The 18,080-nt window shown below is 61.8% G+C and carries 18 protein-coding genes; 7 read left to right on the forward strand and 11 right to left on the reverse strand.

Annotated elements, in window-relative coordinates; genetic code table 11:
* Nucleotides 1-219: 219 nt before the first annotated feature.
* Both BM321_RS30445 and BM321_RS05755 read left to right on the forward strand, forming a co-directional pair.
* Nucleotides 220-393 carry a DUF6026 family protein gene (locus BM321_RS30445; RefSeq protein WP_013693491.1) on the forward strand — a complete coding sequence of 58 codons (174 nt, stop codon included), beginning with the start codon at nucleotides 220-222 and terminating at the stop codon, nucleotides 391-393.
* Between the two features lie 341 nt (nucleotides 394-734).
* Nucleotides 735-2,474 (forward strand): phosphoethanolamine transferase CptA, encoded by a 1,740-nt coding sequence (locus BM321_RS05755; RefSeq protein ID WP_092441844.1) that lies wholly within the window; start codon nucleotides 735-737, stop codon nucleotides 2,472-2,474.
* Between the two features lie 24 nt (nucleotides 2,475-2,498).
* Here BM321_RS05755 and BM321_RS05760 read toward each other — a convergent pair whose 3' ends face one another.
* The 4 genes from BM321_RS05760 to BM321_RS05775 form a co-directional block, all read right to left on the reverse strand.
* Complete coding sequence (locus BM321_RS05760) at nucleotides 2,499-2,993, reverse strand: GNAT family N-acetyltransferase (RefSeq protein WP_092441845.1); 495 nt, start codon at nucleotides 2,991-2,993, stop codon at nucleotides 2,499-2,501.
* Nucleotides 2,994-3,050: 57 nt separating this feature from the next.
* Nucleotides 3,051-4,172 carry a cell division protein ZapE gene (zapE, locus tag BM321_RS05765; RefSeq protein ID WP_092441846.1) on the reverse strand — a complete coding sequence of 374 codons (1,122 nt, stop codon included), beginning with the start codon at nucleotides 4,170-4,172 and terminating at the stop codon, nucleotides 3,051-3,053.
* 200 nt (nucleotides 4,173-4,372) lie between these two features.
* A complete protein-coding gene (locus BM321_RS05770) occupies nucleotides 4,373-4,714 on the reverse strand; it encodes a nuclear transport factor 2 family protein (RefSeq protein WP_092441847.1) in 342 nt (113 codons plus the stop codon).
* 51 nt (nucleotides 4,715-4,765) lie between these two features.
* A complete protein-coding gene (locus BM321_RS05775; RefSeq protein WP_060742566.1) occupies nucleotides 4,766-5,482 on the reverse strand; it encodes a helix-turn-helix transcriptional regulator in 717 nt (238 codons plus the stop codon).
* A gap of 164 nt (nucleotides 5,483-5,646) precedes the next feature.
* On the opposite strand from BM321_RS05775, the gene BM321_RS05780 reads away from it, so the two are divergent.
* Entirely contained in the window at nucleotides 5,647-6,117 is a 471-nt protein-coding gene (locus BM321_RS05780) for an LEA/WHy family protein (protein ID WP_092441848.1), read from the forward strand.
* A gap of 1 nt (nucleotide 6,118) precedes the next feature.
* Here BM321_RS05780 and BM321_RS05785 read toward each other — a convergent pair whose 3' ends face one another.
* Nucleotides 6,119-7,042 carry a carbon-nitrogen hydrolase family protein gene (locus tag BM321_RS05785; protein WP_092441849.1) on the reverse strand — a complete coding sequence of 308 codons (924 nt, stop codon included), beginning with the start codon at nucleotides 7,040-7,042 and terminating at the stop codon, nucleotides 6,119-6,121.
* An 84-nt stretch (nucleotides 7,043-7,126) separates the two neighbouring features.
* Here BM321_RS05785 and BM321_RS05790 point away from each other — a divergent pair, with 84 nt between their 5' ends.
* Nucleotides 7,127-8,035 carry a LysR family transcriptional regulator gene (locus BM321_RS05790; RefSeq protein WP_092441886.1) on the forward strand — a complete coding sequence of 303 codons (909 nt, stop codon included), beginning with the start codon at nucleotides 7,127-7,129 and terminating at the stop codon, nucleotides 8,033-8,035.
* A gap of 3 nt (nucleotides 8,036-8,038) precedes the next feature.
* On the opposite strand, the gene BM321_RS05795 is transcribed toward BM321_RS05790, so the two are convergent.
* A complete protein-coding gene (locus tag BM321_RS05795) occupies nucleotides 8,039-8,293 on the reverse strand; it encodes a hypothetical protein (RefSeq protein WP_003181187.1) in 255 nt (84 codons plus the stop codon).
* Between the two features lie 163 nt (nucleotides 8,294-8,456).
* Here BM321_RS05795 and BM321_RS05800 point away from each other — a divergent pair, with 163 nt between their 5' ends.
* Nucleotides 8,457-8,774 carry an ElaB/YgaM/YqjD family protein gene (locus BM321_RS05800; protein ID WP_092326335.1) on the forward strand — a complete coding sequence of 106 codons (318 nt, stop codon included), beginning with the start codon at nucleotides 8,457-8,459 and terminating at the stop codon, nucleotides 8,772-8,774.
* Nucleotides 8,775-8,906: 132 nt separating this feature from the next.
* Here BM321_RS05800 and BM321_RS05805 read toward each other — a convergent pair whose 3' ends face one another.
* The 3 genes from BM321_RS05805 to BM321_RS05815 form a co-directional block, all read right to left on the reverse strand.
* Complete coding sequence (locus BM321_RS05805) at nucleotides 8,907-10,784, reverse strand: feruloyl-CoA synthase (RefSeq protein ID WP_092441887.1); 1,878 nt, start codon at nucleotides 10,782-10,784, stop codon at nucleotides 8,907-8,909.
* A 141-nt stretch (nucleotides 10,785-10,925) separates the two neighbouring features.
* Complete coding sequence (locus BM321_RS05810) at nucleotides 10,926-12,374, reverse strand: aldehyde dehydrogenase (RefSeq protein ID WP_092441850.1); 1,449 nt, start codon at nucleotides 12,372-12,374, stop codon at nucleotides 10,926-10,928.
* Between the two features lie 105 nt (nucleotides 12,375-12,479).
* Nucleotides 12,480-13,310: a p-hydroxycinnamoyl CoA hydratase/lyase gene (locus BM321_RS05815; RefSeq protein ID WP_092200692.1), complete on the reverse strand. Its 831-nt coding sequence runs from the start codon at nucleotides 13,308-13,310 to the stop codon at nucleotides 12,480-12,482.
* Nucleotides 13,311-13,523: 213 nt separating this feature from the next.
* Between BM321_RS05815 and BM321_RS05820 the strand changes: the two genes are divergently transcribed.
* Nucleotides 13,524-14,009 (forward strand): MarR family winged helix-turn-helix transcriptional regulator, encoded by a 486-nt coding sequence (locus tag BM321_RS05820; protein WP_092441851.1) that lies wholly within the window; start codon nucleotides 13,524-13,526, stop codon nucleotides 14,007-14,009.
* An 81-nt stretch (nucleotides 14,010-14,090) separates the two neighbouring features.
* Here BM321_RS05820 and BM321_RS05825 read toward each other — a convergent pair whose 3' ends face one another.
* Nucleotides 14,091-15,398: an OprD family porin gene (locus tag BM321_RS05825; RefSeq protein WP_092441852.1), complete on the reverse strand. Its 1,308-nt coding sequence runs from the start codon at nucleotides 15,396-15,398 to the stop codon at nucleotides 14,091-14,093.
* Nucleotides 15,399-15,709: 311 nt separating this feature from the next.
* Between BM321_RS05825 and mhpT the strand changes: the two genes are divergently transcribed.
* Nucleotides 15,710-16,936 (forward strand): 3-(3-hydroxy-phenyl)propionate transporter MhpT, encoded by a 1,227-nt coding sequence (mhpT, locus tag BM321_RS05830; protein ID WP_092441853.1) that lies wholly within the window; start codon nucleotides 15,710-15,712, stop codon nucleotides 16,934-16,936.
* 123 nt (nucleotides 16,937-17,059) lie between these two features.
* Here the strand turns inward: mhpT and BM321_RS05835 are convergent, their stop codons facing one another.
* A complete protein-coding gene (locus tag BM321_RS05835) occupies nucleotides 17,060-18,007 on the reverse strand; it encodes a SphA family protein (protein ID WP_092441854.1) in 948 nt (315 codons plus the stop codon).
* Nucleotides 18,008-18,080 lie beyond the last annotated feature (73 nt).

Genomic DNA, 18,080 nt, shown 5'->3' on the forward strand with positions numbered 1-18,080 from the left:
AATGGAGGTTAGTCCAGAGCATTGCTGCATAGTTTCCGGGTAATTCGAGCGACCACAAGGGATAACGCTCAAGATCCGCCCCAAGACACAGCCGACCATGAAAAATAAAAAAGTTCCAATCACAAGCAAAAGAAATCAGAATCGGCGCCGATAGTAGAGGTGTCGACCAATTCATGGCGACATCTCTATAGTTGATGTACGCCATTTGCGAGGTGAGCAATGGGCCCTGTCGTTACCGCACGTCCTCCCCAAACCCTTTATGTGACCATTCGTCGCGATGAATTGCGCCTACTCAAGGAAGAACGCGATCTGCTGCTCGATGAAGTGACGCAGTTGCGCATGCAGCTGCAACACGCACAGCTGTCCCACCAGAGCCAGTCCTTGGCTCGGTAACCGCTCCAGAGGCACAGTCGAAGAAGTGACGCTGGTCAAACAGTGTCACTTCCATGTAAGCCCTGCCGTGCCCACTTGCGGCGAGCATTCTATCTGTGGGAGCAAGGCTTGCCCGCGATGAACGATAACGCGGGCAAGCCATGCTCCCACAGGTCCCGCCTGTAGAGACAAATCCCCTTGCCACAAGTGTATTCGCACCTCACGTGCATTTTGTATCCGAAAAACTCACAAAGTTTTCACAACCGGCTCGTAATACTCCCCGCCTTTAGGGTTGCTCGGCGCAGGCCTGCGGTCACCCATCCGGTGCCGGCAGCTTCGTCGATACAAAGCTGGAGCGATTGATGAGCTTGTTCAAACGCAGCAAAACGACTGCGAAAGGTTTCGACTGGGCCGGACTCGGCTGGCTGTTTCTGTTCTTCTGGTACTTCTCGGGCATCACCCAACTGCTTATCCTGCTGAGCGACACCTCCGGTTTCACCGGCTTTCGCCAAGCGTTCGTGATGAGTGCGGTGTGGCTGGCCCCCCTGCTGCTCTTCCCCGCCCGTACGCGCTTGCTCGCGGCATTGATCGGCGTGGTGCTGTGGGCTTGCTCCATGGCCAGCCTGGGCTACTTCTTCATTTACCAGCAGGAATTTTCCCAGAGCGTCATTTTCATCATGTTCGAATCGAACGTGTCTGAAGCCGGCGAGTACCTGACCCAGTATTTTGCCTGGTGGATGGTGGCGGCGTTCCTGGCCCACACCGCCGTTGGCTATTGGCTCTGGACCCGCCTGCGTCCAGTGTACCTGCCCCGGGGACAAGCCTGGGTGGCGGCCGCGGTCATCGTGCTCGCGGTGGTCGGTTATCCGCTGGTCAAGCAGACCCAGCGCACCGGCAGTTTCGCCGGTGGCCTGGAGAAGTTCGAAGATCGCATCGAGCCGGCCGTGCCGTGGCAGATGCTGGTGGCCTATCGTCGCTACTGTGAACAGCTGGAAAACATGCAAGGCATGCTCCACAGCGCCAGCAAGATTGCGCCCCTGAGCAATCTCAAGGATGCCATGGCGGAACAGCCGGCTACCCTGGTGCTGGTGATCGGCGAATCCACCAACCGCCAGCGCATGAGCCTGTACGGTTACCCGCGGGAAACCACGCCGGAGCTGGACAAGCTCAAGGACCAGCTTTCGGTGTTCGACAATGTCATCACCCCGCGCCCCTACACCATCGAAGCGCTGCAGCAGGTACTGACGTTCGCCGACGAGGAGAATCCAGACCTGTACCTGAGTACGCCATCGTTGGTCAGCATGATGAAGCAGGCCGGCTACAAGACCTTCTGGATCACCAACCAGCAGACCATGACCAAGCGCAACACCATGCTCACGACCTTTTCCCAACAGGCCGACGAACAGGTGTACCTGAACAACAACCGCAACCAGAATGCCGCGCAATACGATGGCGACGTGATCGAGCCGTTCAACAAGGCCCTGGCCGACAGCGCCCCGCGCAAGTTGATTGTGGTGCACCTGCTCGGCACCCACATGAGCTATCAGTACCGCTATCCACCGACGTTCAATAAATTCACTGACCGCCAGGGCGTACCGGCGGGCCTGCGTGATGATCAGGTCCCGACCTACAACAGCTACGATAACGCCGTGCTGTACAACGACTTTGTCGTGTCCAGCCTGATCAAGGATTACGCCAAGACCGATCCCAACGGCTTCCTGCTGTACCTCTCGGACCACGGCGAAGACGTGTTCGATTCGCAGGGGCACGGCACGCTGGGTCGTAACGAAGGCAAACCGACCGCTCCGATGTACACCATCCCTTTCATGGCCTGGGCTTCGCCCAAGTGGCGCGAAAACCATGACTGGAACTTTGCCGGCGACCTGTCACGGCCCTACAGCAGTTCACACCTGATCCACACCTGGGCGGACCTGGCCGGCTTGAGTTTTGACGAGCTGGACCGCAGCAAGAGCCTGGTCAGCGATGACTTCAAGGCCCGCCCGCTGCTGATCGGCGACCCGTATCAAACCTCACGCAAGGCCCTAATCGACTTCAGCCTGATGCAGCCCAAGGCGCCACTGGCCGAAATCGTGCAGAAATAACCGAAACCGACCGGATGCCCGCTTTTACAGGGGCTTGATCCAGAACTGCATAGGGCCGTGGACGGGGTCGAACATGCCGGGGGCAAAGCCGAACTTGGCGTAGCTGCCCCGCGCCACGGCATTTTCCTGGAGCACTTCCAGGGTAATCTTGCAGCAACCGCGCTGGCGGGAAATATCCTCGACCTTCTGCAGCATCTTCTGGCTCAACCCGAGGCCGCGAAATTCCGGCATCACCGCCACGTCGTGGATATTCACCAAAGGCCGGCAGGCAAAGGTTGAAAAACCTTCGAAACAATTGACCAGCCCCGCCGGTTCGCCATTGACGAAAGCCAGCACGCTGAAAGCATGAGGACGCTTGGCCAGCTCCTCGGGCAGATGCAACAGCACTTCGGCCGGCAACGGATGTCCTCCGCCCATCGGGTCCTGCGCATAGCCGTTGAGCACATGACAGATCGCTTCGGCGTGGATCGGGTTGGTGTAGCTGGCTTGCAGGACAAGGATGTCCTTGGCTTCTTCCATGACCTTCCATCTCACTTCGGTAGTACCGGCGGCTCGACGCCGTCGGCGGGATACAGGTCAGGCTGGCTGACCAAAACGTTGCATTTGCATTTCCTGGAGGCGACTGAGCGTACGGCGAAACGGGAATTGCAGATAGCCCTCGGTGTACAACTCATCCATCGGCACCGCAGCCGAAAGGTACAACGGAACCTTGCGGTCGTAGCATTCGTCGACCAGGGCGATGAACCGTCGCACGCCGTCGTCGTGGACCGATAACTGCGGCAACTCACGGTCACCGGCCACGACCCGCTCGACGCCGTCCTCGGTGCCACGGGCAATGCGCCCCTCGCGCTGTTCGGCGCTCAGGCAGGGCACATCACTGAGCAGGATGACGCTGAAGCGGTCGCACAGCGCCATGAAATCCAGCGCCGAGAACGGTTGCTCACACAGGTCGGAGTAACGGCTCCAGAGCACCGTATCGCTGGCCTGGACCGGCTCAAGCAGACGATGGCCCACGTCAATCGGCGCATGGCTGGGCACCTGCCCGGCGGTCAACAGGTTGAAGACATCACCCAGCGGATCGGGTTGCCCGGGATCGCGCAGCCAGTAACGCTGCTGCAATTGGCCTGGGTGCTGGCGATGGTCTTGCCAGCCGTTCACCGGCACGATCTGCATGTGCTGCTTGATCGCGGCGATGGTCGGCAGGAAACGCTCACGGTTGTGGCCGTTGGCATAGAGTTCTTCCGGTGGCAGGTTGGAGGTGCTCACCATCACCATGCCCAGCTCGAACATCACCTGGAACAAGCGCCCGAGAATGATCGCGTCACCGATGTCGTTGACGAACAGCTCGTCGAAACACAGCACCCGCACTTCTGCGCTCAACTCCCGGGCCAGGGCCTGCAAAGGATCCGGCGTGCCGGTGAGCTGGAACGAACGCTGGTGCACCCACGCCATGAAATGATGGAAGTGCTGACGGCGGGCCGGCACCTTGAGGCTTTCATAAAAGCGGTCCATCAGCCAGGTCTTGCCACGCCCCACCGGGCCCCAGAGATAAACGCCCTTGATCGACTTGCGCCCTTCGTGCAACGCCTGGTGGCATTGCTCCAGCGCCATGATGGCCAATTCCTGGGCCTCGTCCTGGACGAAGCCGTGGTGTTCGATGGCATGCTGCCAGGCAGTCAAGGGGGAGTCGAAAGTCATACGGCCCGGGTCCGGAAAACGAAGGTGGGGAGTATGCCATGCGAAACGCTCAGAAGAACCGTGCAGACTGTGGCGAGGGGATATATCCCCGCTCGGCTGCGAAGCAGACGCCAGGCCTCAAACCGTATGTGCCTGCTTCGCAGTCCAGCGGGGATAAATCCCCTCGCCACAATAGTGTTCACATAACAGGGTGCAGACTGCTAAATCGAGATGTCCAGCCGACTGATCTTGCCCTGCTCATCGAGTCGAAAGGTATATCGCAACTCCAGCGGGCTGCCGGGGAATGTTCCGGAAATCAGGTTCTGCACCAGCACCTTGCCAGTGCGTTGCTGCACATTGAGGACTTCCACCCGCGGCTGGAATCGCTGAGCGGTGTCTTCCATCCATTGGGCGATGGCCTGGGTGCCAACGCGGTGCTGGCCTTCATCGAACACGTTGGCATCCTCGGTGAAAAAACGCGTCACCGCCGAACTGTCACGGGCATTGGCAGCCGCGATGTAGCCGGCGATGGCCGGGGCCAGGGAAGAGACGGGATTGGACATGGTACGGCTCCTTGTTTTATCGATCTGACACCATGCTAGAACAGCGTTGTGTCAGTTTTTGTCAGGAGTGAAACGCCCGGTTTCGTCCAACTTCATCAACGCAAACCAGTCCCGCAACAAATCGCTGCGCCGGCCCGGATACCGCTCGCCCTGCTCGGTGGCCGAGGCGATCCGGTCGGTGCGAAAGGTGCGGTAGGCGCCGCGCAATTCGCACCAGGCCACCACCACCCGCGCCTCGTTGAAAAAGCCTAGGGCCAGCGGCCAGATCAGGCGTTGGCTCGGGGTCTTGTTCACGTCGGCGTAGTCGATATGCAGCTTGGCCTGGGCACGAATGGCCTGGCGATAGACATTCAGCTCCACGGTGTTCTGCGGATAGCCATAACCCGGCGGGCCAGGCAGTACCGTAGGGTTGCGCAACGCGTCCCGCACATCCGGGGCCAGCACGGCGGCGACTTTCGCCAGGGCGTCGGCGGCCGCCTTGCCCAGCACCTCGTCGGCGCGCTGATCCACGTAGCGCAAGCCCAGCACGATGGCTTCGATTTCATCGGCGGTGAACATCAGTGGCGGCAGGAACAGGCCGCTGCGCAATACATAACCAATGCCCGCCTCGCCCTGGATCGGCGCGCCGAGGGCCGTGAGTTCAGCAATGTCGCGGTACAAGGTGCGCTCGGATACATTCAGTTCACCCGCCAACGTCGCAGCGGTGACCGGGCAACGCTTGCCCCGCAAGACTTGCAGCAAAGTGAGCAGCCGAGTGGTACGCGACACGATGGACTGTCCGCAAAGAAAAGATGGCGCAGATTAGCAGAGGCTGGTGTCAGAAACTGTCAGGAGCCTCTGTCTATGAGCCAGGGTTCGTTGGTTGCCGTGGGGCACCTGTGGGGTATCGTGCTCAATCGCTTCCGGTTTTTTCATTCTTTGAGAGTCAATCCATGCGCAGAATCCTCGGCCTTTCCGTATTCCTGATCCTGCTCAGCCTCAGCGCCTGCGCCCTCTTCCCGAACCGTGACCCGCTGAACATCAACGTGGTCGGCATCGAACCGTTGCTCAACCAGGGCCTGGAGGTGCGCTTCGCCGTGAAACTGCGCGTGCAGAACCCCAACGAAACCGCCATCGACTACAACGGCGTGGCGCTGGACCTGGAGGTCAATGGCCGTACGCTGGCGACAGGGGTCAGTGACCAGACCGGCTCGATCCCGCGCTTTTCCGAAGCGATCCTGAGCGTCCCGGTGAGCATTTCGGCGTTTTCCGTGCTGCGCCAGACTCTGGGCCTGAGCCAGACCCAAAGCCTGGACCACCTACCCTATGTGCTCAAGGGCAAACTCGCCGGCGGCGTGTTCGGCACCATGCGCTTCGTCGACCGCGGGACCCTCGAACTGCCGGGCTCCGCGGCGACGTGGTGAATCACGCCATGAAGCGCACGCCAGGCTTGGCGCGCTCGTCCACCACCAGTTCGAACACATCCGGCCTGGCGTAGTGCCCGACCACGTCATAGTCGTAGCGCGCCCGCACCAAGTCATCGGTATCGATTTCGGCGGTCAGTAGCCCGGCGGTGTCTTTCAGCGGCCCGGCGAGCACATCGCCCATGGGCCCGACAATCACGCTGCCACCGGCAATCAGCGGCCGCTCGGCCGGCCAGTGCGCGACATCGATACCCAGCGCCTGCGGCGAGGCCTGGACCTGACAGGCACTGACCACAAAACAACGCCCTTCGTGGGCGATATGCCGCATGGTCACTTGCCACATCTCCCGCTCATCCACCGTGGGCGCACACCAGACCTGCACCCCCTTGGCGTACATCGCGGTGCGCAACAGCGGCATCATGTTTTCCCAGCACACCGCCGCGCCGACCCGGCCAACCTGGCTGTCGATCACCGGCAAGGTCGAACCGTCGCCTTTGCCCCAGATCAGCCGCTCGGTACCGGTGGGCATCAACTTGCGGTGCCGGGCCACCAGGCCCGCATCGGGTTCGAAATACAGCGCGGTGCAATAGAGGGTGCTGCCGACACGCTCGATGACGCCCAGCACCAGGCTCGCCCCGGTACGCGCCGACAATCCGGCCAGCGCTTCGGTTTCCACGCTGGGCACATCAATGGCGTTGGCAAAATAGCGGGCGAACGCTTCACGCCCCTCCGGCAGCCGGTAACCCAGTTGCGTCCCGAACCCCTCGCCCTTGGGATAGCCACCGAGCAACGCTTCAGGCATCACCACCAGGCGTGCGCCGGCCTGGCGAATGGCGTCTTCGTAGGAAAGGATCTGCGCCAGGGTCTCGCCCTTGCCGCCAGGTAACGAACCGATCTGCAGGGCAGCCACAATGGATTTGGGCATGGTTTCAACTCCTTGATCATCAGGTGTTGCTGATTCTCAAGGAGCGGCCGATCATGAATAAAGCCCCGAATGCTGCTAAATGATATGAGCCTCATGAATATCGCCGACATCGACCTCAATCTGCTCAAGACTTTCGAAGCCCTGCATGACGAATCCAGCGCCAGCCGCGCCGCCGTGCGCCTGGGCGTGACCCAGTCGGCCATCAGCGCCGCATTGCGCAGGCTCCGGGGGTTGTATGACGATCAATTATTCGTGCGCACAGGCCGCGGTCTGGCACCGACGCTGCGGGCCAACCAACTGAAGCCGGTGATCAGCGAAGCCCTGGACAAATGTCGCCAGAGCCTGGCGATGGTCGACCCGGATGCCAGCCACTATGACGGCCGCTCGGTCATCATCGGCCTGTCGGACGATTTCGAGATTGCCCATGGGCGGCGCCTGATCGACGAAGTGGCCCGACGTGCGCCGGGCCTGCGCTTGATTTTCCGTCAGACCCACAGCCAGATCGTCGGCCGGGCCTTGATGGAGCGCGATCTCGACCTGGCGATCACGGCGGGTGGTTTCGCGCAGCGGTTGCTCAGCCGCCAGGTATTGGGTGAAGGCGATTACGCCTGCCTGTTGGACCCGGCGAGCCTGACGCATGGCCAACAATCCCTCAGTCTGGAGGCATTCGTGGCCCGCGAGCATCTGCTAGTGTCTTCGGGGGGTTTCATCGGCATCACCGACGAAGGATTGGCCGGGCTTGGCCTGAGTCGGCGAGTCTGTGCCTCGACCACCCACTTTGCCGCGCTGCCATTCCTGCTCAAGGGCAGCCAGGCCGTAGCGACGATTCCGGCCCACGCCGCCTGGGCCATCGCCGACCTCAGCGGCCTGGCCTTGCTGCCCTGCCCCCTGGCCTTGCCCCGCTACCCCATCGAACTGGGCTGGCGGACCCACACGCAAATGGATCCGGCAGTGCTCAAGGTGCGCGAGGCCATTAGCGCGACGTTTGCCTGAGGTTTACTTGTTGGCGGCCATCAGTCGATTGACTTCGCTGCGCACCATGTTGGCGTATTCCGGCGGCGACATGCCGTCCAGTTCGGCACGCACCCACTCGGCCCACTTGCCCTTGCGTTTGGAGCGCTCGCCGAACAGGCGGGCGGCATCGCCCTTGGCCTTGCCCAGGTTGTTTTGCCACAGTTCAAAGAGTCGGGATTTTTCGTCTTCCAGCGCAGCGCGCTCGGCCAGGGGCTTGTCAGCCAGATTGAAGCTCATGGGAATTACCTGTTGCGTAAATAGGCGCCATCTTACACCTTGCAGGGAAACGTCTTAACCACGATTTGCGATGGATTGCCCTGCCAAGGCCGAGCGCTGCAACTTTTTAACCCGCGCGGCACTCCACTGTTCAATGCCATTCATCCACACAAGGAGTACTTCCATGGCCCGTAAAGGCACCGTGCAAGCGAACGGAGAACAAATCAAGGATCAAGCCTTCAGCGAATTGACGGCGCTGATTGAAGAATCGGAAAAGCTGCTCAAAAGCAGCGCCTCGCTGGTAGGCGAAGAGGCCGAAAACCTGCGAGACCAGATAGCCCAGAAACTGCAACAGGCGCGCGACTCGGTCACCAGCGCCCGGGAACGTACCCGTCCCATAGTCGATGCCACTGAGGTCTATATTGGCGGCCACCCCTGGCAGACCGTGGCGATTTCCGCGGGGTTCGGGCTGGTGGTGGGTTTGCTGCTGGGTCGGCGTTAAACAATAGCAAGCAGCCCCTGGGCCTGATGTGGGAATGAGCCTGCTCGCGATAGCGGTGTGCCAGACAATATCTCTGCTGCCGGACCTTCGCCATCGCGAGCAAGCTCGCTCCCACAGGGGCTTTTGATTGCCTCAAGCGGCGGGGCCAGCCCGCAGGATCGACGCATCCTCCCCGCGATATAAAGCCTCCACCTTCCCCGCCCGCCACTGCAACACCGCCCGTTGGTTGATCGACCCCTTGTCGGTGATTTCACCACGGTCGATGGACGCCGGTTCATCGAGCAAGGCTATCCACTCCAAGCGACTGGCGTTGCCGCTGGCGTCGCGGTTCAGGCGTTGCAGCCAGTCGGCGAACCATTGGCGTACCGGCGGGCTGGCGAGTACCTGGGCGTCGCTGGCATCCGCGCCCAGGCCTGACAGGCGCCGGCATTCAGCAAGTCGTGGAAACACCAGCGCACCCAGGCACTCGCGATCCGGTGCGGTGATCACCAGGTCCTGGACGTAGGGTGTGCCTTCCAACACCGCCCGGTTACGCAACGGCCCGACGCTGACAAAGACACCGGAAGACAATTTGAAGTCCTCGGCGATCCGCCCGTCGAACATCAGCCCCAGTTGCGGATTGCTGGCATCGGCCAGTTTGATCGCATCCCCCGAGCAATAGAAACCGTCCTCGTCGAACACTTCGGCAGTCTGCTGCGGCGAACGCCAGTAGCCAGGCATGATGTGCGGCCCGCGAAAACGCCCTTCGAACTTGCCGTCCACCGGCACCAGCCGGACCTCGCAGCCGGGCGCCGGAAGACCGATGTAGCCGGCCATGGACAAGGGCCCGGTGGTGAAGGTGCAGGACGGCGACGCTTCGGTCATGCCCAGGCCCGCCATCATGCGGATACGTTCGCCACAATGCTGCTCGGCGACCTTGTCGAGCCGGTCCCAGGTACTTTGGGACAAGCCCGCCGCGGCAAAGAAGAACAGGCTGATGCGCTTGAAGAAACGCTCGCGCAATTCACCGTCCTGCTCCAAGGCGCTGACCAATTCTTCCCAGCCCTTGGGCACGGTCAGGTAGGCGGTGGGCGAAATTTCCTTGAGGTTGCGCAGGGTCTCGGCGAAGCCCTGGGCGGTGGGTTTGCCGTCGTCCAGGTAGAACGTGCCGCCGTTGTACAGCACGATGCCGAGGTTGTGGCTGCCGCCGAACGTGTGGTTCCACGGCAGCCAGTCCACCAGCACCGGCGGCGCCTCGCCGAACACCGGAAAGGTTTGCAGCAGCATCTGCTGATTGGCGCACAACATACGCTGGGTGGTGATCACGGCCTTGGGCAGCCTGGTGGAGCCCGAGGTGAACAGGAACTTGGCGATGCTGTCCGGGCCGGTGGCGGCGAACGCCTGCTCGGCCTCCGCGCCGCCGGGTTGAGCCAACAGGCTGGCGAAGCTGGTCCTGGACCGACCCGCCATCTCGCCGCGCACCGTGATCAAGGGAACGTTCGCCGGCAGTACGGCATTGACCGCACGCTCGAACGGGGCGGCTTCGCTGACAAACACCAACCCCGGCTGTAACAGATCGCAGACATGGCGCAGCTTGGCGAAATCCTGGGACAGCAATGAATAAGCCGGCGACACCGGGCAATAGGGAATGCCGGCGTACATCGCACCGAGGGCCATTTGCAGGTGTTCGATGTCGTTGCCGGAGAGCAGCGCCAAGGGTTTTTCCGCTGACAAACCGTAACCGAGCAGGCTTTGGGCGATGGCCCGGACACTGTCGAGCATCTGCGCATAGCTGACCCGACGCCAGTCGCCGCCCGCTTCACGGGCCGCGATAAACGTCTGCTGCGGGCGCACCTCGGCCCAGTGCACCAGGCGTTCGAGCAAACGCGCCGGCAGCGGAGCCAGGGGTTCCTGGGAGCGCATGTGCAAAATGCCGCGCTCTTCCCGAACTTCAACGGCAGGATGACCAATCGACACCTGGCGATAACGCCCGGCCTCGGGTCGGGAGGACGATCTGGACTCGGAACTCACGTACATTTCCTCCACCAAGGCACGCTCGGGTCGCGATGCGAGCGGAGCGTGGCAGCGCGGGGCTGCGGCCTTGTCATTGTTATTCTGGCCTGCATCCGGGCGGCAGCGTTCGAGGCTCGACCACCCATGATGCGATGGGTTTCAGATCGGGTAATGCCGGGGACCGTTCTGCAAGGTCACCCAGCGCAACTGGGTGAAATGCTCGATGGACGCCTTGCCGCCGAAGCTGCCGTAACCACTGGACTTGACCCCGCCGAAGGGCATCTGCGCCTCGTCGTGCACGGTCGGCCCGTTGATGTGGCAAATGCCCGACTCGACCCGCTGGGCCAAGGCCAACGCGCGGGCGGTATCGCGGCTGAAGATGGCAGCCGACAGGCCGAACTCGGAATCGTTGGCCAGGCGCAACAGCGCTTCATCGCCTTCACCGCGCAACAGCACCGCCACTGGCCCGAAGGACTCTTCGCGGTACAGGCGCATCTGCGCAGTGACGCCGTCGAGCAAGGTCGGCTGCAGGATGCTGCCTTCCAACTGGCCACCGGTGACCAGCGTTGCGCCTTTGGCCAAGGCATCGTCGATCAGTCCCTTGATGCGCTGGCCGGCACTGGCATCGACCAACGAGCCCAGCACCGAATCGCCAGCCGCCGGATCACCGGCACGCAAGGTGGCGATCTTGGCGGTCAGCTTGGCGATGAACGCATCCGCCACGCGGGCGTCGACGATCAATCGCTCGGTGGACATGCAGATCTGGCCCTGGTTGAAGTAGGCCCCGAAGGCCGCCGCTTGCACGGCGGCGTCCAGGTCGGCGTCGTCCAGTACCAGCAACGGCGCCTTGCCGCCCAGCTCCAGCAACGCTGGTTTGAGGTGGCGCGCCGACAGTTCGCCGACGATGCGTCCAACGTGGGTCGAACCGGTGAAATTGACCCGGCGCACCGCCGGGTTGGCGATCAACCGTTCGACAATGGCCGGCGCATCCGCTGGTGCGTTACAGATCACGTTGACCACACCGTCACCCAGCCCGGCGTCCTGCAATACCTGGCCGATCAGCCGGTGCACTGCCGGGCTGATCTCGGATGCCTTGAGCACCACGGTGTTGCCGCAAGCCAGGGGCATGGCGATGGCGCGGGTGGCGAGAATCACCGGGGCGTTCCAGGGCGCGATGCCCAGCACCACGCCGCAGGGCTGACGCAGGGCCATGGCGAAACTGCCTGGCACGTCGGAGGGAATGATTTCGCCATTGATCTGGGTGGTCATGGACGCGGCTTCGCGCAGCATGTTCGCCGCCAGGTGCACGTTGAAACCGTACCAGTTGGCCATGGCGCCAGTCTCGCCGGCCGCGGCGATGAACTCGCCACTGCGGGCCTGCAATTGCTCGGCTGCCCGCAGCAGACGCGTGCGGCGTTCGTTGGGTGCCAGCGCGGCCCAGGCGGGAAACGCCGCCTGGGCCGCGGCCACGGCGGCATCGGCATCTTCCAGGGTGGCGGCGGCCACGCGAGACACCACGTCACCGGTCACCGGGTTGCAGCGCTCGAAGGTCCGGCCGTCGCGGGCCGGGCACGACTGGCCGCCAATCAACAGGGGCACGTCCAGCATGGTGATTCCTCTTTATTGTCTTTATCGGGAACACGTTCACAGTAGCGCCGAGGGCCTGGGACGAACAGCCCGCGGGCGCACGATGGCGCCCGCCGCGCGGTTGGCTCAGCGCTTGTAGGTCTGCAGGCCCGGCTTGATGGTCTTGTCGTCCAGGAATTGCTTCATCCCCTGCTCGCGGCCACCCTCGGTATCGAGCAGGCGCGACTGGTCGAGCTTGGCGTACAGGTAATCTTCGTTCTGCTCCCAGGTCAGTTCGCGGCAACGCTTGAAGCCATGCTTGGCCGCCCGCAGCACCACCGGGTTCTTTTCCAACAGGTTGCGGGCCAGTTCCACAGTGACTTCACGCAACTGCGCCAAGGGCACGCTCTCATTGACCAGGCCCATTTCGGCCGCTTTCTGCCCACCGAAGGTCTTGCCGGTCATGATGTAGTACAGCGATTGGCGATGGCCCACGGTGTCGGCCATTGCCTTGCTGACGAGGTTGCCCGGCGGGATGCCCCAGTTGATCTCCGAGAGACCGAAAGTCGCTTCGTCGGCGCAGATCGCCAGGTCGCACGCCACCAGCGGGCTGAAACCGCCACCGAAACACCAGCCATTGACCATGGCGATGGTCGGCTTGGCGTACATGCGCAGTAATTTCCACTGCCATTGCGACGCTTCGCGACGGATTTTTTCCTGGAGGATTTCCGGCCCGGCATCCACTTCGCGAAAGTATTCCTTGAGGTCCATGCCAGCGGTCCAGGCGTCACCGGCCCCGGTCAGCACCAATACCCCTGCGGCCGGATCCTGCTCCAGGGTCTCGAGCACGTCGATCATCTCGCGGTTGAGGGTCGGGCTCATGGCGTTACGTTTTTCCGGGCGATTGAGGGTGACCCAGGCGATGCCTTCCTCGATGTCGACCTTGACCGTTTTCCAGCGACCTTCGTAATTGCTCATGATGCGTGCACTCTTGTTCTTGGCTGAAGATGATCAAAAACTAAACCGGAAATTTAGTTATGTCAATTAACTATTAACCGGTTTATCTGTATTTTTCAGAGGCTGGATCGAAGGTTTAAAAATTCGAATATGCACAAGCCCGTAGCCAGGGCGCTGCAACCCCGGCAAACTGGATAGCCTTGTTAATCACTTATCTTGAGGACACTCACTTCGATGGCCAAGTCTTCCAAGCTTGCCGAACCCGCCGAGCCCCTGGTCGCCTGTACCGACGCTCAGGTGCCGCTGGACTCCGCGTTGGATGACCTGATCGGTTATGCCCTGCGCCGCGCCCAGTTGAAACTGTTCCAGAACCTGATTGGCCGGCTCGCCGTCCATGATCTGCGGCCCGCCCAGTTCTCGGCCCTGGCAATCATCGACCAGAATCCAGGCCTGATGCAGGCCGACCTGGCCAAGGCCCTGGCGATCGAACCGCCGCAAGTGGTGCCGCTGCTCAATAAGCTGGAAAGCCGGGCTTTGGCGGTGCGCGTGCGCTGCAAGCCAGACAAGCGCTCCTATGGGATCTTCCTGAGCAAGACCGGCGAAACCCTGCTCAAGGAACTCAAGCAAATCGCCGCCCAGAGCGACCTTGACTCCACCACTGCCCTCTCGGGGACTGAGCGCGAGGAGTTGCTGCGGTTGTTGAAGAAGGTTTACCAGTAGCGAGCCTGGCGCGGGTCCCTGCGGCACCGCTATGTGGGAGCAAAGCTTGCTCCCACAAGCGCTAGCCAGCCGACTTGAAACTCACCAGATCGGCACGCTGTAAGTCACCAGGAACCGGGTCTGGTTCTCGTCGCGAAACGCCGCCGTACCCGGGAAGTTGTTGCGATAGATCGATTTGCGGGCCAGCAACCCGACATTCTTCAGTGGGCCGCCCTGGATCACGTATCCCAACTCCATCTGGAACTCACGCTCCTTGCGATCTTCGGCATTGAGGGCCGCCAGTTCGATGTGATCGCCACGCACATAACGCAGTCGAGTCCTCAGGCCCGGCACGCCCACGGCGGCGAAATCGTAGTCATGGATCGCCTGCCAGGTGCGTTCCTTGGCATTGAGGAAGTCCGAGCTCATGGTCATTTCACTCAAGCCCATCAACTCGGTGCCGGACACATAAGGCGTGGCCGTATCGCCACTGGCGTGCATGTAGCCCAGGCTCACGCGATGCCCGCCCAAGCGATAGCCGACCAGCGCCGAAACATTGCGGTTATCCACCTTTCCGGCCTTGGCCGCGCCGTCTTCGTCGCTGAAAAAACTGCGCAGGTCGGTGGTCAGGACACCATCGCCCAGGGGCAGGTTATGCAACAACGCCAGGGTGTCCTGCCGGTACAGGTCCGCCACTTCAGCGTGGTAGGCCCGCAGGCTGAGGTCTTTGTTGACCTGGTAGTCACCGCCCACATACGCCATATGGGAAGCGGTCGCCGCGCCGTTGAATCGGCGGTTGGGCGAAGCGATGCTCATCGGTTGGTAATCGGTGGAATCGCGGCGGGCGATGCGATCGATATACCCGGTGTTCAACGTCAAACCGTCGAGATCCTTGGAACTGAGCGTCGTCCCGCGAAAGGTCTGCGGCAGCAGCCTCGACGGGCTGGCAAAGGCAAACGGCAGGAAGATCGAGACATCGCTGGTCTTCACCGTGGTTTGAGCGAAACGCAGCTTGCCGGTCACGCCCAGGCGCGAATATTCGTCCGCCGCGCGCTTGTCGCTGGCGGACACCGGCAACAGCTCAGTGCCACTGCGATCCGGCGACGAATCAAGCTTGATGCCCAGCAACCCCCTGACATCCAGGCCGAACCCGACCGTGCCCGGGGTGAACCCCGACTCCATGTTCATGAACACACCCTGGGCCCATTCCCGCGCTGCGGTCTTGGCGCCGTCGTCCTTGTAGTCGCGGTCCATGTAGTAGTTGCGCAGGGTCAGCGTACCGTGGCTGTCCTCAATGAAGCCTTCCGCCCACGATACGGGAGAACCGAGGCTCAGCCCGAGACAGGCCAGCAGAGGGACGAGGGATGAAACAGGGCACGCCGTCAGCGTGTCCCGAGCAAGGTTTGGCATGTTCGGTGTCCATTTATTGTTGTTGTTTTGATCGGCCCGAGCCTGGCGACGGGGGCCGTGCGGACAAAGAATGGAAACGGCACGGGCGCTTCGTCAATCACCGACGTCCGATAATCGAACATTAATATAACTAACTAATTTACCCATTCGTCCATGAATCCTCTCCAAACCACTGATTTTCATACTGAACTGGCCGCTTATTGACGTCCTTCCGGCACCCTTCATTTTTTAGTTAGCTTTGTTAATCTTTATCCCATCCGCCGGTTTTCTTCGAGCGGTGTCCCTTCACAAAAACAATAAGAGGATTTGCCATGGACCGTCCGGCGCGTCGTGCGACGCTGACCATTGCCTTGTGTTTCATCGTTGCGTTGATCGAGGGTTTCGACCTGCAGTCAGCCGGTACCGCCGCCGCAGGCTTACGGCAGACGTTTGCCCTTGACCCGAAAATGATGGGCTGGGTGTTCAGCGCCGGGATCATCGGGTTGCTGCCGGGCGCCTTCTTCGGTGGCTGGATCGCTGATCGCATCGGTCGCAAGAAAATCCTCATCACCGCTGTCTTGCTCTTCGGCGTGTTTTCCCTCAGCACCGCTTATGTCGAACACTTCTCCAGCCTGTTGCTGGTGCGTTTCATGACCGGCCTGGGCCTGGGCGCCGCCCTGCCCAACCTCATAGCCCTGTGTGCCGAAGCCGTGGGTGAGCAGCGCCGAGGCACGGCCATCAGCGTGATGTATGCGGGGGTGCCGCTGGGCGGTGCATTGGCTGCCGTGGTCGCGATGCTGTTTGGCGAGCACTGGCAGATGACGTTTTTCATCGGTGGGTTGGCGCCGCTGCTGGTGGTGCCACTGATGCTTCTATGGCTTCCAGAATCCAGCGCCTTTCGCCAGGTGCAGGATGGCGGCCAACGGCGCGACTCCACCGTCCAGGCGCTGTTCGGTGAAGGTCGCGGCCGTACCACCTTGGCCCTGTGGCTGAGCTATTTCTTCACCCTGACGGTCATGTACATGTTGCTCAACTGGCTGCCGTCGCTGCTGCTGGAACAAGGCTTCAGCAAACCCCAGGCCGGCCTGGTGCAGATGTTGTTCAACATCGGCGGCGCCCTTGGCTCGTTGCTGGGCGGCCTGTTGCTGGACCGTTGCAATGGCATCAAGGTGGTGCTGTTCGTCTATGCCGGCCTGCTGAGTGCTCTGGCCGGAGTCGGTTTGTCGGTCGGCATCGTGCCGATGGGCATCGCCGGGTTTGCAGCCGGGTTATTCGTCATGGCCGCGCAACTGGTTCTCTATGCCTTGGCGCCGCCCTCCTACCCCACCACGGTGCGCGCGACGGGAGTCGGCGCGGCAGTGGCTATCGGTCGCCTGGGTTCGGTCGCAGGCCCCTTGGCTGCGGGCCAGATCCTGGCGGCAGGGGCAGGCACGACAGGCGTGTTGCTGGCGACGTCGCCCGGGTTGCTGATCGCGGCCGTGGCGGCGATCAGCGTGATGGCCCGGGCGGTGGCGGCGGAACAATCGCAAGTGGTGCATGGCGAGCCGCTTCGGCGCTAAGCGCTGTTGTAGAACTGGCGAAGCCTGCGATCCTGAATCTTTCGCGCTTTAATCGATGAGCGTGGAAAGATCGCAGCTTCGTTACCCATCACAGCGCCTGCAACCTCTCGCAGTTGTCCAGGCTCAGAACTGATGCAACCAGTTCAACACCAGCTTGTTCCCCTCGGTGCGGTTCTCGGCATCCTGCTCGAAGTAAGCGTTGACCGACAGCGTGTCCTCCTTGCGAAAGACATAGTTGAACCCCGGCCCGATCGCCCAGACTTTCTCCCGGCGCCCGTTGACATCGTGCCCATCGACCTGGGTGTCGGTGAACTGCTTGAGCCAGTAGCCGTTGAGTCCGACACTGAATCGGTCGGTCAAGGCATACTGCAACGTCAGGTTCGCGTGCAGGGCCTGGCCCGCCTGGGTATCGGAGACGTCGCCAAAACTGGCCGACGGGTCGTCGTTCTTGCCGTTCCACAAATACATGAAGCGCCCGCTGGCCGACCATTTGGGCGTGAACCAATAGGTGGCGGCGTAATACGGATTGAACGACCAGAAGTTGCTGCCCGGGTTGATCGACCGGTTGCGGTTGTAGGCCCCCACCGGCATCGACACGTCCAACTCGACACGCTGGGTCAGCAAAGGGCTACCGTCGGCGCGGGTCAGCGTGGGCAATTGCAGGAAAGCTCCGACGACCAGGTCGCCAAAGCCTTCCCGCGAACTCAGGGCTGCATTGTCCAGCCCATCGTCCACATCGGCGTGGACCAGGGAGGTGTTGATCAGCGTGAACCCTGGCATCGCGCCGTTGGCCCAGGGTTGCCCCACATAGATGATCTGGGTGGTCGGCGCGAAGACCTCTACGGTTTGCTTGGGCAACGGCAGTTTATCGCCGTGGGCATCGTTGAACCGGTCGGCCTTGGAGTACGTGAGGTATTCCTCCAGGTACCAACCTGGGCCGGCCGGCGCCGGGGAACCGTCATAGAAACTGGTGCTGCCCAGGTTGAGGCCGGGCAAGTCATAGGCATGAACGAGGGGCGACAGCGTCACCAGAATCGGGGCAGCAGCCATCCGCAAGATAGGCTTGAGCATCTTGTGAGTCCTGTATTTTTGTTGTTATCGCAGGCCCGGCACCGCACTCACGGGGCCGGGGTACATCACCGCG

Source organism: Pseudomonas sp. NFIX10, from assembly GCF_900111955.1.
GTDB lineage: Bacteria > Pseudomonadota > Gammaproteobacteria > Pseudomonadales > Pseudomonadaceae > Aquipseudomonas > Aquipseudomonas fluorescens_AA.

Excerpts from the sequence above, each read along its gene's own strand:
- BM321_RS30445 (WP_013693491.1), top strand. The coding sequence starts at position 220 with ATGGGCCCTGTCGTTACCGCACGTCCTCCCCAAACCCTTTATGTGACC.
- BM321_RS05755 (WP_092441844.1), top strand. The coding sequence starts at position 735 with ATGAGCTTGTTCAAACGCAGCAAAACGACTGCGAAAGGTTTCGACTGG.
- BM321_RS05760 (WP_092441845.1), bottom strand. The coding sequence starts at position 2,993 with ATGGAAGAAGCCAAGGACATCCTTGTCCTGCAAGCCAGCTACACCAAC.
- zapE (WP_092441846.1), bottom strand. The coding sequence starts at position 4,172 with ATGACTTTCGACTCCCCCTTGACTGCCTGGCAGCATGCCATCGAACAC.
- BM321_RS05770 (WP_092441847.1), bottom strand. The coding sequence starts at position 4,714 with ATGTCCAATCCCGTCTCTTCCCTGGCCCCGGCCATCGCCGGCTACATC.
- BM321_RS05780 (WP_092441848.1), top strand. The coding sequence starts at position 5,647 with ATGCGCAGAATCCTCGGCCTTTCCGTATTCCTGATCCTGCTCAGCCTC.
- BM321_RS05785 (WP_092441849.1), bottom strand. The coding sequence starts at position 7,042 with ATGCCCAAATCCATTGTGGCTGCCCTGCAGATCGGTTCGTTACCTGGC.
- BM321_RS05790 (WP_092441886.1), top strand. The coding sequence starts at position 7,127 with ATGAGCCTCATGAATATCGCCGACATCGACCTCAATCTGCTCAAGACT.
- BM321_RS05795 (WP_003181187.1), bottom strand. The coding sequence starts at position 8,293 with ATGAGCTTCAATCTGGCTGACAAGCCCCTGGCCGAGCGCGCTGCGCTG.
- BM321_RS05800 (WP_092326335.1), top strand. The coding sequence starts at position 8,457 with ATGGCCCGTAAAGGCACCGTGCAAGCGAACGGAGAACAAATCAAGGAT.
- BM321_RS05810 (WP_092441850.1), bottom strand. The coding sequence starts at position 12,374 with ATGCTGGACGTGCCCCTGTTGATTGGCGGCCAGTCGTGCCCGGCCCGC.
- BM321_RS05815 (WP_092200692.1), bottom strand. The coding sequence starts at position 13,310 with ATGAGCAATTACGAAGGTCGCTGGAAAACGGTCAAGGTCGACATCGAG.
- BM321_RS05820 (WP_092441851.1), top strand. The coding sequence starts at position 13,524 with ATGGCCAAGTCTTCCAAGCTTGCCGAACCCGCCGAGCCCCTGGTCGCC.
- BM321_RS05825 (WP_092441852.1), bottom strand. The coding sequence starts at position 15,398 with ATGCCAAACCTTGCTCGGGACACGCTGACGGCGTGCCCTGTTTCATCC.
- mhpT (WP_092441853.1), top strand. The coding sequence starts at position 15,710 with ATGGACCGTCCGGCGCGTCGTGCGACGCTGACCATTGCCTTGTGTTTC.
- BM321_RS05835 (WP_092441854.1), bottom strand. The coding sequence starts at position 18,007 with ATGCTCAAGCCTATCTTGCGGATGGCTGCTGCCCCGATTCTGGTGACG.